General features: G+C 42.2%; 14 protein-coding genes. 8 read left to right on the top strand and 6 right to left on the bottom strand.

The features are described from left to right. Positions 1-89 precede the first annotated feature (89 nt). Positions 90-278, bottom strand: coding sequence for a hypothetical protein (locus QZZ55_RS03330; protein WP_293265293.1), 189 nt, complete (start codon positions 276-278; stop codon positions 90-92). A 255-nt stretch (positions 279-533) separates the two neighbouring features. Here QZZ55_RS03330 and QZZ55_RS03325 point away from each other — a divergent pair, with 255 nt between their 5' ends. Further along, positions 534-2,516 (top strand): monovalent cation:proton antiporter family protein, encoded by a 1,983-nt coding sequence (locus tag QZZ55_RS03325; protein ID WP_293265291.1) that lies wholly within the window; start codon positions 534-536, stop codon positions 2,514-2,516. 59 nt (positions 2,517-2,575) lie between these two features. Next, positions 2,576-3,655, top strand: coding sequence for a DUF3549 family protein (locus QZZ55_RS03320; protein WP_293265289.1), 1,080 nt, complete (start codon positions 2,576-2,578; stop codon positions 3,653-3,655). On the opposite strand, the gene QZZ55_RS03315 is transcribed toward QZZ55_RS03320, so the two are convergent. The 4 genes from QZZ55_RS03315 to purU all read right to left on the bottom strand — a co-directional run bounded on the left by QZZ55_RS03315 (position 3,652) and on the right by purU (position 6,769). Then, on the bottom strand, positions 3,652-4,320 hold the full coding sequence (locus QZZ55_RS03315) for a replication protein P (protein ID WP_293265287.1): 669 nt from the start codon (positions 4,318-4,320) through the stop codon (positions 3,652-3,654). The two genes, QZZ55_RS03320 and QZZ55_RS03315, sit on opposite strands and share 4 nt — an antisense overlap. 70 nt (positions 4,321-4,390) lie before the next feature. Further along, entirely contained in the window at positions 4,391-5,353 is a 963-nt protein-coding gene (locus QZZ55_RS03310) for a DnaT-like ssDNA-binding domain-containing protein (protein ID WP_293265285.1), read from the bottom strand. A 62-nt stretch (positions 5,354-5,415) separates the two neighbouring features. After that, a complete protein-coding gene (locus tag QZZ55_RS03305; protein WP_293265283.1) occupies positions 5,416-5,823 on the bottom strand; it encodes a CBS domain-containing protein in 408 nt (135 codons plus the stop codon). A 91-nt stretch (positions 5,824-5,914) separates the two neighbouring features. Next, positions 5,915-6,769, bottom strand: coding sequence for a formyltetrahydrofolate deformylase (gene purU, locus QZZ55_RS03300; RefSeq protein ID WP_293265281.1), 855 nt, complete (start codon positions 6,767-6,769; stop codon positions 5,915-5,917). 182 nt (positions 6,770-6,951) lie between these two features. On the opposite strand from purU, the gene QZZ55_RS03295 reads away from it, so the two are divergent. From QZZ55_RS03295 to QZZ55_RS03280, 4 genes are all read left to right on the top strand, one after another. After that, positions 6,952-8,484 carry a thymidine phosphorylase family protein gene (locus tag QZZ55_RS03295; protein WP_293265279.1) on the top strand — a complete coding sequence of 511 codons (1,533 nt, stop codon included), beginning with the start codon at positions 6,952-6,954 and terminating at the stop codon, positions 8,482-8,484. Next, positions 8,475-9,386: a ribose-phosphate pyrophosphokinase gene (locus QZZ55_RS03290; RefSeq protein WP_293265278.1), complete on the top strand. Its 912-nt coding sequence runs from the start codon at positions 8,475-8,477 to the stop codon at positions 9,384-9,386. The genes QZZ55_RS03295 and QZZ55_RS03290 overlap by 10 nt, the downstream gene beginning before the upstream one ends. Positions 9,387-9,476: 90 nt before the next feature. Next, a complete protein-coding gene (nfsA, locus tag QZZ55_RS03285) occupies positions 9,477-10,214 on the top strand; it encodes an oxygen-insensitive NADPH nitroreductase (protein ID WP_293265277.1) in 738 nt (245 codons plus the stop codon). 77 nt (positions 10,215-10,291) lie between these two features. After that, positions 10,292-12,955, top strand: coding sequence for an EAL domain-containing protein (locus QZZ55_RS03280; protein ID WP_293265276.1), 2,664 nt, complete (start codon positions 10,292-10,294; stop codon positions 12,953-12,955). On the opposite strand, the gene QZZ55_RS03275 is transcribed toward QZZ55_RS03280, so the two are convergent. After that, positions 12,952-13,398 (bottom strand): flavodoxin, encoded by a 447-nt coding sequence (locus tag QZZ55_RS03275; RefSeq protein ID WP_293265275.1) that lies wholly within the window; start codon positions 13,396-13,398, stop codon positions 12,952-12,954. The two genes, QZZ55_RS03280 and QZZ55_RS03275, sit on opposite strands and share 4 nt — an antisense overlap. Positions 13,399-13,561: 163 nt before the next feature. Between QZZ55_RS03275 and QZZ55_RS03270 the strand changes: the two genes are divergently transcribed. Both QZZ55_RS03270 and QZZ55_RS03265 read left to right on the top strand, forming a co-directional pair. Continuing rightward, on the top strand, positions 13,562-13,879 hold the full coding sequence (locus QZZ55_RS03270; protein ID WP_293265274.1) for a hypothetical protein: 318 nt from the start codon (positions 13,562-13,564) through the stop codon (positions 13,877-13,879). Positions 13,880-13,955: 76 nt separating this feature from the next. Continuing rightward, a complete protein-coding gene (locus QZZ55_RS03265; RefSeq protein WP_293265273.1) occupies positions 13,956-14,954 on the top strand; it encodes a GTP-binding protein in 999 nt (332 codons plus the stop codon). Positions 14,955-15,022: the final 68 nt, after the last annotated feature.

Here is a 15,022-nt window from a genome sequence, read left to right as displayed (position 1 = left end):
AACACGTCCCTAAGACTAATATACTGTTTAGTTTAGCTTTTTTTTATCAATCCGTATCGATCCAACAGAAAAAATCAAATAAATCATTCTTATGTAATTAAAGATAAAACTAACTCACAAGCACGACTAGTTAAAAGCACGACATTAGTATAGTAAGAATATAACTGCTCTGGCATTGCTCGTAATGATTTACTATCTACGGGAGAGGCTACAGCTAGTTTCTTCCTCGCAATTATCATGACATGCATAATCCCTGCAATACCTATTCCTTTGTCCATAATGAGTGCCTATCCTTTTTTATTACTTCGCTTTCAATATGCCTGACAGATATCTAGGTTAATGAAAAATAGTACCTAGCCCTCCTATAAAAAAGAAAAGACTATCTATGTTGAGAAACATAGTGCTTCCCTTGAGCGATCAAGCTTCCTCACTAGGGACGACAAGCTTCGGCTTTAAATTCTTGCTATGCTTTTATGACGTACATGATATAAGTGAAAGTAACGATTCTACGTTTCTGACTAAGGCCATTAACAATGGACCAAAGTTTTTTTGAGCAGTTTTTAATTATTCTACTCAGCGCAGTCATTGCCATAACATGCCTGCGTTATTTACAGCTGCCTCCGATACTCTCGTATTTGTTGGTAGGCGTTGTTGTTGGCCCGTATTCTCTAAACCTCGTCGGGTATACAGACACCATCCACCTACTCAGTGAATTAGGCGTAGTTTTTCTGTTATTTATGCTCGGGTTAGAGTTTTCATTACCTCGCATGATTGCTATGCGAAAAACAGTATTTGGGCTGGGGTTTCTACAGGTTTTAAGTACGAGTCTTTTAATCTTACTAATTGCCATACTTCAAGACATTCCTCTAGCAACTGCCATTGTCATTTCAGGTGCTTTAGCCTTGTCTTCAACGGCCATCGTGACGCGCGAACTAATACAAGCCAATGAACTAAATACAGGCCACGGCCAAATCTCTATTGGGATATTGTTATTCCAAGATCTAGCTGCAGTTTTCTTTCTTATTATTGTGCCATCCCTTAGTGGTCAACAAGGCATAGACACACAAAGCCTAATGATCATGCTGCTTGAAGGTATTGCCTTACTATTAATTCTTCTTCTGCTAGGAAGAACATTACTACCGACACTGTTTCACGAAGCAGCTAAAGCCCACTCTGATGAGCTGTTTGTTATGATGGCATTGGTCGCAGCACTAACCGCAGCATGGCTTACTCATACTGCGGGCCTTTCTATGGCTCTTGGAGGCTTTTTAGCAGGAATGATGCTTGGGGAGAGTAGCTATAAACACCAACTGGAAGCTGATATTCGCCCCTTTAGAGACCTCCTCCTTGGGTTGTTTTTTGTATCCGTCGGTATGCAACTAAACTTAGTCGCCTTACAACAAAACTGGTTTTGGGTAATCCTAATTACAGCAAGTTTACTCACGCTTAAAACGTTAACCACCACTGGACTAGCTTTTGTACTGCATAAAGACCTAAAGAATGCTTTTAGGGCAGGGTTAAGCCTTTCTCAAGGAGGCGAATTTGGTTTTGCCCTACTAACACTCGCCATGAGCTATCATCTGGTTAGCTCACAACTCAACTCTGTGATCACCTCTACTATCATTCTCAGTATGGTTTGCACCCCGCTGCTCATAACTCTAGGGCGAAAATTATCACACTATTTGAATTCACAGGAATTACCATCAACACCTGACCCCTTTACGCTAACGCATACTCTTCAACAGGAAACACACGAACTAAATAACCATGTTGTTATTTGCGGATATGGCCGTGTTGGGCAAGTTATCACTCGTTTTTTAAAGCCTCTTAACATTCCCTACGTGATTTTAGATTCAGACCCGCTTCGCGTTAGGGAATCAGCTGCCGCTGGAGAGCGCATCTATTACGGGGATGCTAAGCGCCATGACATAATGAAATCAATTGGCGCAGATCGAGCCAACCTGATTATTATTACCTTCCCCGAGGAAGAGGAAGCACTTAAAACACTAAACAGCTTACAGAATCATTTAACACATGTGCCAATACTAGTACGCACAAGAGATGACTCTATGCTGGAAGCACTTCAAAACGCTGGTGCTACCGAAGTTATCCCTGAAAAATTAGAAGGAAGCTTAATGCTTGTTTCTCATGTATTAACCATGCTAAAAATCCCTGCTCCAGAGATTCGTGAGCGCATCCGCAAAGTACGTAGTGAACGCTATCAAATGTTGCAAGGCTATTATCACGGAACACGTTCAAAAAAAGTGGATGATGAAGGCGCCCCTAATACCATCCTACACCCGATTTTTCTATCTCATGATAGTGCAGCCTGCAACCAATCCATCGCTGCACAAGAGCTAGAACACTACCACTCCAGTATTAAGCTAATACGTCGCCAACAAACATCTCTACAAAAACCGACTGGCAATACAAAACTATTGGCAGGTGATGTCCTCATAGTCCAAATGCCTGCTGACAAGCAAGAACTCATAGAAAGTAAACTATTAGGCGGCTGAACAATCTTTCAGTTACTGATAAAATAGTGCTTTTTTATATCATCGTTAACGAGGCTTGTATGTCCCAATTCAATAGCATCAGTGATCTCCTGCGCAATAGCGGAGCACAATTTCGCATTTTTGATATGGGACGTCGTATTTCAAAAATAAGCAGCGGTCAATTTGAAAAACTAGAACAAGGAATGATCCCTTATCCCTCTCCTTACCTGCACCATGCTTGGTTAGCACTGATGCTTTGGAACACCAAAGATAAGCAACAAAACGTTGTTTGGTTCTTGAAATTCCCACTAGACGAACAAGGCTTTTTAGTGCAAGCCGTTCGTGATGATTTTTTAAATCGTTTAATGCAAAACATTAGCCAGATGTTACAAAAAGAAAACTTAGACCAAACCAACGATGCCTTGAAAGACAACCCGTTTTCTTTCACTCCCGACCAAGAAAAAATGGCAATGTTTCATGCTCAGTCTGCTGTCATTATTAACCAGCCTCCCAGCCAGTTTTATAACGACACAAAAACATACTTTAGTGGTGATATTGGGTGGGTGAATTGGTCTTCAATTGGTTATCAAGGTATTGCAGACTTAACTGCTCGTATAGAAGAGGGCAACAATAGCGCTTATTTACTGAATGCTATTCCACAATTACCAACCGAACCACTTAGCGCCCTTTGCACCTGTCTTGAACATATAGAGATAGACCACCGTATCGCACAAGCACTATCAAAACGCATAGAACAACTTTTACAACAAGAAAACGGTAACGTAAACCTATTAGCTTCCTTATTACGCGGCCTATCAAATAGCCACAATGAAGAAGCCAAAAAAGCAACAATTCACAACACACTGAGGTCGCCCTACGCACAAAAAGCAGAGGTGCTGGTTGCCATCGCTACTCGGTGCAATTTATCACTGCAATATCCAGAGCTTCTGAGCCTATACCTTGAGAAACTTGCCATATCTGAAGCAGGGCAAACCGGATTTTCTCGTATATTGGCAGATTTGATGTTTATTCCAGTGATGCGGGTACTCATTCTACAAGCTTTCAGAAGCCCGGAGCGCAGTGATAGCCTAGCAAAAGCTATCGGTGAAATGTTTGGTGCTTCATTTGAGAGCGATACTAAAAGTACAACAAAAAACTAACCTTTAATATCTGTACTCTCAGGAAGTGTTACATCTAAACCTTCGCCTTTGATTTTCTGTTCGGCTTTCTTTTGATAGGAGGCCCGAGCACGAGAGCCTTCAGGCTTAGTCAAGTAATACAACAATGAAGAAGCCTTTTCTTCGCTGATAGACTGAGATTGACTCCATTGCTTAATGAAAGCGTATAAAGTTGCATCTCGGTTATCTGTAATCCCTTGAGCATGTGGTTGGTCTAGCACTTCCCCCTCTCGGAATCTACGAGCAACCATTTCATAATGGTAGGAGAACACCGGGAAAACAGCTCGCTCTTCTTCCGAACGGATACGAAACCATTCAGTTTCACGGCCTGCATGATAAACAACGGGATGACTCCAAGCATGTTGCGTTGGCTGGTTAGCATACCGACAAGCTTCCAAATAAGCCTGCCTAACACCAGGAATACCATCTCCTGCGCCAATTGTTTCCAGAGTATTCAAAAACTCTGAAACTGTCGGCATCCACGCAAGTGTTTCTTTACAACGATCAACGGCTGCCACTAACTGGGCTTCTGAAAAAGAAGCAAGGCTTAACGCCCACTCCCTTTTAGCTATTCGTATTTCATCTTGGGTTTCAAAACAACTTTTGAATTTATGTCCATATATCGCCATAAATCGAGCAAAAATCATATTTACAAGCGCCTTTGTCTCAAGGCTGATCGGATCAGACTGCCCTTTTTGCTTTGCCGTCTTTTGCAGCTCACCAGTCGGTGTCTTTGATATCCATGATGGCTGCTGTAACCCGTTTGCGTTTTTCTTTAGTATCTCGGCGGGTGTTTTCATCATTTTTACCTGAACCTGAAGTATATCGTTGCTGCTCGTTACGCTGCTCTCTGGCATCACGCGTCTGCTTTTGAACCCATTCGCGTTTAATCCATGCTAAAAATTTTTGATCCCAGTTACTCTCTTTACGCTCTTTATCAATATAATAAAGAATAAACTCATCCAAACATGTTTCAACAAACTCACGCGGAATTTGATGGCGCGGCAGGATAGAAAAAAACATCTCTGAAGGAGTCCAGCCGAGATGCATTACGTGAAGTTGTTGATTTCGTTTTTCGTGGCGATCAAACGTCTGCTCTAATTCATCTTTTTGACGGTTCCATCCAATACTACCACCAAAAGCAGGAGCCGGCCCGCGATCTCTCATGGTGTTACGCGAAGGTAAGGGGCGCCTAGGGTATGGGGGTGGCGTTTCCAACACTGGCAGCGTTGCTGTTGAAACCTGTTCTAACGAGCTCTTTTGATAAGGTTGACTTTGAGGGGCCGTTATTGAAGGTGAACTAACATCATAATTTACTTCAACACGTGATGCATGAGTCGCTAATGACTGCGAATCGTAAACTGATGGTGGCGGGCGTTTCGAGCGAGATATTACTTCGGAAATGCGTACCGAACCGCTAGTGTTCTTAATGACGTGAATCGATGTTTTCTCTGATAACACTCTAACCAATTGGTCAACTGTCCCTACCTCCCAAAATTCAGTTACACGCTGCCATTGTTGTGCAGAAAGTACAGCAGAGGAATTACCTGACTCATCTGTTATACCCGTAACACCTAGCTGCTCATGGCAGAGGTATAAAAGTAACGCAGCTTCTACGCCGAGCTCTCGCGCTAACGATGGATAAACAAATAGCGGTTTTTCCGGAATCTTAAACGACATTCAAATACCAAAAAGGGTTAGTACTGAACCACAACCCTCATTGGCAATGTTCCAGCGTATCATTATCTGTTCTGAGCGAACTCTTCTACCGCTCGCAAAATATCACTTCGGCTAATTTGCCCTACCAATTTACCATCTCGCGTAACAGGTAAACGACGACGGCCTTTATCTATAAAGATTCTAGCAACTTCAATAATATTTTCATCGAAATTGATTGTTTCAACATTTGCCGTCATGCAATCAGCAACACGTCCACCCACTTCTTCTTCATGATAAGTAAGCGTTAGGATAGCTTTTAAGCAGTCAACTTCAGAAATCAAGCCGACTAATTCACCTTGCTCATTCGTTACCGGCGCACCTGATATTTTGTATTTCAATAAGCTGTTAATAGCTTCAAAAAGGTCAGTGTCAGGATGAAAAGTTACCAACCCGGTAGCCATATAATCTTGAACTTTTACAGATTTTAACATGTTACACCCTCCAACCTGATATCAATTTCTCTTGCTAACATCACTTTTCTTATTACATAGTAATTCAGCTAACAGACAACACATATTGATTTCAGTTAAAAACAACAGTTTTATTTCCATGCACCAATATCCGGTCTTCCAGATGCCAGCGCAAACCACGTGACAACACATTTTTTTCTACATCACGACCTAATCGAACCATCTCTTGCGGCTGGTTTTGATGACTGATACGAATAACATCTTGGTCGATAATTGGTCCTTCATCGAGATCCTGAGTAACGTAGTGGCACGTCGCTCCAATTAATTTAACACCACGGTCGTGAGCCTGATGGTAAGGCTTTGCTCCCGCAAACGATGGCAAAAAGCTGTGATGAATATTTATAATTTGATGTGGGTACGTATCACATAGTTCATGCGGAAGAATCTGCATATAGCGAGCTAAAACAATCACATCAGCGTTATGTTCATTTATAAGAGCTTTGACCCTATCAAAGTGATCTTGTTTATTATTTTTATCAACGGGTACGTAATGGTAAGGAATATCATGCCATTCAACCATTGTTCTTAGATCATCGTGATTCGAGATCACACAAGGAACATCACAGAACAACTCTTTTGAGTGAAAGCGATACAATAAATCAGCCAAACAATGTGATTCCCTGCTAGCCATCAAAAGTACACGTTTAGGCACACCAGAGTCAGTAATTTTCCATTCCATCTGAAATGACTGCGCTATAGGCGCAAAAGCATTTATTAATTCTTCAAGCTCAAACGGTAAAGAGGCAGCAACAATCTCTACTCGCATAAAGAACCAACCAATGGAAGGATCCGAATGCTGGTTAGCGTCAGTAATTGAACCGCCGTGGCTAGATATAAAGTTACTGACCATCGCTACTACACCTACTCTATCAGGACAGGACAGCACTAATCGATATCGACGTTCCATTGTTTCTGTATTCCATTCAAAGTTAAAGAATTATGACAATAATAATAGCAGCTTAAATACCATTCAGGCATTCAATCTTTACTGATTCTATTACCAATAAGGACTATGTCTTGCCACCACTCTACTATTTTCTTCTTTTCTAGCTATGATAAGAATAAACACAAGTACCGGAGTTGGTTTTTATGCATTTGCCCCCCGAGCGTATGACACCATTAAAAGCGTTACGCCTTGGGATTGACACCCATAATGAATTAATTATTTATCTTCGTGCGGACTCTCCCGTCTGCCGCTCTGAAGGCTTTTCCGCTATGTCTCGGGTACTTGTATCATCCGAAGAGCATCACGCGATAGCTACGCTTAATATTGTCACTGGCGATTTATTGAAAAAAGGGCAAATTGGTTTTTCTGAACCCGCTTGGCTACGCCTGCAACTAAATGACAATGATGCCATATGGCTATCACACCCCAAACCCGTTCAATCGATTTCCTATGTTAGAGCAAAGGTATACGGGCATACTCTCGATGAAATGGCTTTTCAAAGCATTATCAATGACATCGTCGATGGTCGTTATGCAGATGTGCATGTAGCCGCTTTTGTTACCGCATGTGGTGATAAAAGCCTTAACAATGATGAAATTACTGCACTGACACATGCCATGATTAAGGCGGGAAGCACCATTGACTGGGGGTTGCCCATTGTCGTAGATAAACATTGTGTTGGTGGATTACCAGGAAACAGAACAACGCCTATTATTGTTCCAATTTTGGCAGCCTGTGGTTTAACCATGCCAAAAACATCTTCTCGTGCCATTACATCACCAGCAGGCACTGCGGACACAATGGAAACGCTCACTAACGTTTGCTTATCACAAGATGAAATGCGAAACGTTGTTAAACAAGAAGGAGCATGCTTAGCATGGGGAGGGTCGATGCGACTAAGTCCCGCTGACGACTTACTCATCCAAGTTGAACGTGCGCTAGATATAGACAGCGAAGGTCAGTTAATTGCATCAGTACTTTCTAAAAAAATTGCTGCTGGAGCAACACATGTATTAATTGATATCCCTGTTGGAACAACAGCAAAAATACGTACCCCAGAAGCAGCAAAGCAACTCGCCGAAAGCTTTAAAAGTGTTGCGAAGAAGCTAGGGTTAATCCTAAAAATATTGATATCAGATGGCTCTCAACCCGTCGGAAAAGGTATCGGGCCAGCCCTTGAGGCCTATGACATTCTTGCTGTTTTACAAAACCACTCTGATGCCCCCGTAGACTTAAAGCAGCGTGCTTGTATGGTAGCGGGCGCCATGCTCGAAATGATCGGTTACGTAAAGGCAGGCAAAGGGCTACCGAAAGCACTAGAAATTATAGAAACTGGACAGGCTTGGAAGAAATTCCAAGCGATTTGTCATGCACAAGGCGGGCTTCACGTCCCACCCATCGCGTCTTATCGTTATAGTCTTGTTTGTCATTCATCTGGGGTAATTTCTGGAGTAGACAATCGAAAACTTGCCCAAGTAGCTAAGCTTGCTGGAGCCCCCGCAGATCCAGAGGCGGGTGTTGAATTCTTCATAAAAATAGGTCAACACGTTGAAGCGAATCAAATTCTGATGACCATTCACTCGGCCAATGCAGGAGAATTGAACTACGCTGTTGAGTTCCTTAAAGAGCACAAAAATATAATCTTGATTGAACCTGGAGAAAAGACATGTCATTGATAGTTTTCAATTTAGATTCTGATGCTTCTCTTTTTGACAGGCTTGCAACAGCCATGTCTGCGAATAAAGGTGAACTAGAGCAACGAAAGTTCCCTGATGGCGAATCCTACCTTCGCGTTCTTACTGATTGTAAGCTGCATGATGTCGTGATTTTTTGCAATCTATACCAACCCGATAATAAGATATTAAGGCTTTTATTCTTAGCTTCCACCTTAAAGGAAATGGGCGCGAATCAGATCGGACTCATTACCCCTTACCTCCCTTACATGAGACAAGACAAGCAGTTTCATCATGGCGAATGCGTCAGCTCACGCCCCTTTGCAAAGCTCTTATCAGGCTCGATAGATTTGTTAATAACAATGGACCCTCATTTGCACCGGTATGACTCGCTTGACGAGATATACACATTAAAATCGCGCGTAGTGTCTGCCGCGCCATTAATTGCACATTGGATCCAACAGCATATCTCCAATCCTTTGCTAATTGGTCCAGATATGGAAAGTGAACAATGGGTCTCAGAAGTAGCGCGTCTAGCAGATGCACCTTTTCAAATACTAGCGAAAGTTCGTCATGGCGACACTCTTGTCGAAATATCGCCTCCGGAACTAGAACCTTATGCAAACACGACCCCCGTTCTTATCGACGACATTATTTCAAGTGGCAATACTATGCTGGAAACCATTCACCATCTCACACTAGCGAAGATGAAACGACCTGTCTGTATAGGTGTACATGGAATTTTCGCTGAAAGTGCATTTGCACAACTCCAGCAATTTGCAGACGTAATAACCACTCAGTGCATTTCTCACCCAAGCAACAAGATAGATATTGCGCTCGCGTTAGCTGAAGCTACGCTCTCACTGATAAATGAAAAGAGAGACGAGACCCCATGTAAACTTTAAACAACACACTGTTCCGCTACCAGCCAGTTCCCAAAGAGAGCAATTAAATTTAATCTTTCGCTATGTCTTTTAATAATCGAGCAAAACTACATGAACCCTACAATTGATCTACTTAACAACCACCGGTCTATTCGTACTTTTAAAGAGCAAGCTGTTAGCCAAGAAATAATCAACACACTTGTTACTAGCGGACAAGCCGCTGCCACCTCAAGCTTTATCCAAGCATGTACTGTCATCCAAGTGGAAAACCCGCAAAAAAGAGAAAAACTAGCTGAGTACGCTGGTAATCAAAAGTATGTGCAATCTGCTCCTGTTTTTTTAGTCTTTTGTGCTGATATGAATCGTCATGAAATCGCTTGCAACATGCATAATGAGCAAATGAAAAGTGGCTTTACCGAGCAGTTCATCACCGCCACTGTTGACTGTGCTCTCTTCGCTCAAAATGTTGCTATTGCAGCTGAGTCGTTGGATCTTGGTGTTGTGTATATAGGTGGTATTCGCAACAAGATAAGTGATGTCTGTGATTTACTCGACCTTCCAAAACTAGTTTACCCTGTATTTGGAATGTGTATAGGTTACCCAGATCAAGAGCCTGAAATTAAGCCCCGCTTACCGCTACCCATTGTATTAAAAAAAGATTCTTACTCAAATATTCAAGATTCTGAGCTTTTGGCCGATTACGATAAAGCCATTCGCGATTATTACCTTTCACGTAGCGGTGGCAATAAAGATATGAGTTGGAGCGAACAAATTGCAGGGATGCTAGTAAAAGAAGCTCGACCACACATGCTCGATTTTTTACAAGAGCGTGGTTACCTACTTAAATAATTTACGAGTATTCCTTGGCAGGTAGAATTCAATACTATACTGCATTGATATTAAGGGTGCTTTATCAGTGAGTATTAATGGACGCACTAGACAATCTGAAGATAAATTTATCTCCAGATCCAACACCATCAAGTAACGATTCACAGCCCTCTGTTCAGGACTTGAATCGCTTACTTATTTTGCAGCGAGATTTACTCGAAAAAATCACGCTCAATTTACCATTGGAAGCAGTGTTAGATGGCCTCTGTCTGGATATTGAAAAGATTGTGGGCTCTTGTCATGTGTTCATTATGCTACTGAGTAATCGTGGCTACTTAGATTTGCTTAGTGCTCCCAGTATCCCGAAAGCACAAACCCACCTGTACAACCATTTATTTCCTGAACCGGATGCTCGATCAAGTGGGACTGCCGTTTTCTCCGACCAACCTGTTTTTGTGATAAACACACATACTGACAACCGATGGTCAAAACATCAAAACCTCGCGATTTCAAACAACATTGGCGCTTGCTGGTCGTATCCATTGCACGAGTCAGCAAACAAACCAATGGGGAGCATTTCAATTGCAAGTCCCAGCCCAAGAAGCCCCTCAACATTCCACGCGAGGCTACTCGAAAGTGCGGCACATATTGCGGGTATCGCCATTTCTCGCCACATTAGCCATACGAATCTAAAAAACTCAGAGCAGCGCTTTTCACATATAGCGTCATCCATTCCTGGGGTCGTATTACAAACTGAATTTGATCTACAAAATAATCCTTACTTTACTTATGTAAGCGAAGGAATAGAGAACCTCTGCGGCATCACGTCTCGTGAAGCAATGCAGCATTTCTATGGTGTTTGGAAATGTCTACATGAGGATGATCGTAGCCGTGTCGCGAAACACTTAACAAATCAATCCATTGAAGAATCACTCTGGACAATAGAATGCCGCTTAATTGATAAGCGGGGCAACCTGAAATGGATTCATTTAGCATCGACTCCCGAATGGGATAAGCACAAGCGGCTCAAGCGCATAAACAGTATTGTTTTAGATATAAGTAGCGAAAAAGAAGCCAACGCTCAACTTGAATTAGCGGGTATCGCATTCGCCTCTACCAATGAAGGAATAATGGTTGCTGATAGAGATAACCTAATTGTTGACGTTAATCGTGCATACTGCGAAATGACAGGGTTTTCACGAGAAGAACTTATTGGAACAACACCTTCACTCCTGAATTCTGGTCGGCATGAAGTACAGTTTTTTGAAAATATTTACGACACTATCAAAGAGCATGGTTTGTGGCAGGGAGAACTCTGGAATAGAAGATCTAACGGAGCAGTCTACCCTCAATGGTTAAACATTAATGCGGTATATAATGACCAAGGTGAACTAACACATTATGTAAGTGTTGCAGCAGACGTTACTAACATAAAAGAGTCAGAAGCAAAGCTGCGACACATGAGCCAACATGATGCATTAACAGACTTACCCAATAGACAGTTGTTTAAGGTTCTCCTTGATCATGCGTTAGAACACAGCAAAAATGACCAACACACCGTTGTCATGATGATCGACCTAGATCGCTTCAAGCATGTCAATGAAACCATGGGGCACCAAGCGGGAGACCAATTACTTATTCAGGTCGCACGACGTTTGCGAAATGTAATTGCTGATAGCAACCTTCTTGCTCGCGTGGGAGGAGATGAATTTGCCGTTATGATAGAAAACTGCCCTCATCAAGGAGAAGCAGAACGCATTGCAATGCGTATTGTGAATGCCTTGGAAGGTGCTGTTGACCTCGACGGACATAACTTTTTCACAACCGCTAGTATTGGTATCACGCTGCATCCTGAACATGGCTTTGATGGCGAAACCCTTATTAAAAATGCAGATACGGCCGTCCACCAAGCCAAAGAAGATGGCCGAAATAACTACGCCTTCTATCAACCAGAGCAAACACAATTCATTGAACAGTGGGTTCGCCTAGAACCGGAATTACGAAGAGCACTTGCACTTGGCCAGTTTAAGGTTTTCTATCAACCACAAATAGATGCAGTGACAGGCCACATTTCGGGGGTAGAAGCCCTACTACGATGGCAGCATCCAGAAGACGGATTAATTGCGCCGGGTATGTTTCTTCCAATTGTCGAAGAAATAGGTCTCATGAACCAAGTAGGAAACTGGGTATTAGAACAAGCCTGTGAGCAGGCCGAAAAGTGGAAAAAGGCAGGTTATCCAAAATTTCGCATTGCCGTCAATATCGCTGGCCAGCAAATATTAAGCCACTCATTAGTAAATACCATCAAAGATTTACTCGCCAAATATGATATGGAAGCAGATCAACTAGAGTTAGAAATTGTTGAAAATATTGTTATGAAACATGCCGATGCAGCCCAGCCCGTTCTAAATGAATTACGCAATCTCGGTGTACGCTTGGCACTTGATGACTTTGGAACAGGGTACTCATCTTTAAGCTACCTTAAAATGCTGCCTGTTCAAAAAGTTAAAATAGATCAGTCTTTGGTAAGAGATATTCCTGATGACCCTAACGATGAAGCCATCGCTCGAGCCATTATTGCGCTCAGTCATAGTTTAAATCTTAGTGTCTGCGCTGAAGGCGTAGAAACTGAAGAACAAAAAGCTTTTCTAAGAAATGAGAATTGTGATCAATTACAAGGCTACCTCATCAGCAGACCCATTCCAGTTAACGAGCTTAATCTATGGCTGGATCAACAAGCAGCCCGCACCATAAAAAACTAAATTTTCTGATGCAGCAACCCCATCCATTCAGTAACAGCTTCCTCTGGGTCTGGCGTTTCACACGCATCAATTATCAACATTTCTTGCACTTGTTTTGCTTGTAGCTCAATCATTAGCTCATTTATCTGGCGACCACCGTCTGCAAAATTGTCATACGAGCTATCACCTAATGCAATCACCCCATATTTCAAGTGCGCTAATGTCGGCAGACTATCTCGCAACTGCTGATAAAACGGCAGCAAGTTATCAGGAATTTCTCCTTCGCCTATCGTTGCCGCACATAGGACAAAAATATCAGTCTCTTCGCTAAGAACATCGTCAATCGACGGGCGGCTAATAACTTTCACTTGATGCCCTAACGCTTCAAATTGGTCCGCTGCATCTTCTGCTACTTGCTGAGCATTTCCATAAGTAGACCCGACTAAAAACTTAACGCTTGCCATTCCTATACACCTTACTTGCCTTCACATATATTGACGCCACACTATATGTAAAATCGTGCAGACTAAACACCTGAATTTCACAGGGAAATCTTTTTTTAGCGTTAGCGATAAAATCAGATAACGCTATACTGATTATATACTTAATACATGTAGGGGTGTTTTTATGGGAAATCAAAGTCTGTCAAAACTGCTTCAATCGTGGGAAGACCACGCAGCTAAGGTAAGCCAGCAAACAGAACTCAACGTTTCAATCAATCAAAGTGATACGGTAAGAATAGCGGCGCTAGCGGAAGTCTACAAACTTCCAGAAAATGAAATTATTGCTACGCTCATACATGAAGCGCTTAACGAACTAGAAGCAAAAATGCCCTATATACCTGGGAAGAAAGTTATTCGAATTGAAGACGGCGACGAAATTTTTCAGGACACAGGCCCAATGCCCGGCTATTTAGCTGCCCAAAAGCGTCATATGAAAAAGTAATTTCATAAGTTAGGTATTGTATTAGAAAGCATGATCACCGAGAATTGTTACTTTATAACATCACGGTCTGTTTTTAATGCTATCCGAAATCCCTACAAATATTATCACTGGCTTCTTGGGTGTTGGCAAAACAACGGCACTAAACCAACTCATATCACAAAAACCAGCAAACGAAACATGGGCCATTGTTGTAAATGAATTTGGGCAAATAGGTGTTGATCAATCTCTATTGCCTGACGAAGCAGGACTTCAAATAAAAGAAATTGCAGGAGGGTGTGTGTGCTGCGCCTTAGGGCCTGCATTAACAATTAGCCTAGCAATGCTGATACGCCGTACTCAACCAGACCGTGTCATTATAGAACCCACCGGATTAGGTCACCCCGAAGGGTTAATCGATATCCTTCAGGGCGAATCATTCAAGGATGTGCTTTCACTACGTAGCATTATCTGCTTGTTAGATCCTCGGGTACTGGAGCAACCTGAAGTTTTACGCCACCAATCTTTTATTGATCAATTAAACCTTGCTGATATTGTTGTTTTAAACAAGTGCGACCTTGCTACCCAAGAACAAGTAGAGGAAGCCCAACAGCTGTCAGAACAAATGTTCCCTCCAAAACAACATATTATTCAAGCTACTCAAAGCATATTTCCTATTCAGTTGTTAGATTTAGCGCGAAATACAACGCTCACATCAAGCCACCCTGATGCACACAAAAGCCAGCAACCCAGCACGTCACTGCCCTCACTTTTTCTTGCTGAACCAGGAAAACCCATAAGAAAAACAGGATCCAATCAAGATGCATACAGCTGCGGTTGGGTTTTTCATTCTGAGGACCAGTTCGATCATGATCGTTTATTAGAGTTTTTTACGTCACTTAACCATATTTGGCGTTTAAAAGGCGTTTTCCACATTGGGCATGCCAGAGTATTATATAACCGTGTGCATAGTGAGATGACAACACAACCTATCGCTTGGCGGCGAGATTCAAGAATCGAGATCATCACTAAAGTGGAACTTGACTGGAATCTGCTTGAAAGTGAACTCATCAACACGATAAAAAAATCACCATCTTAATATACGATGAATAATCATTTTCTCAACTGCCCCCTTATTAGAAAAGGCTGGTATAATGCGCGCCTAAT

Origin of the sequence: Neptunomonas sp. (genome assembly GCF_016744175.1) — a bacterium.
Classification (GTDB): Bacteria; Pseudomonadota; Gammaproteobacteria; order Pseudomonadales; family Balneatricaceae; genus Neptunomonas.
The sequence above is the reverse complement of the archived record's forward strand: the minus strand, read 5'-3'. Positions and strand labels throughout refer to the sequence as shown.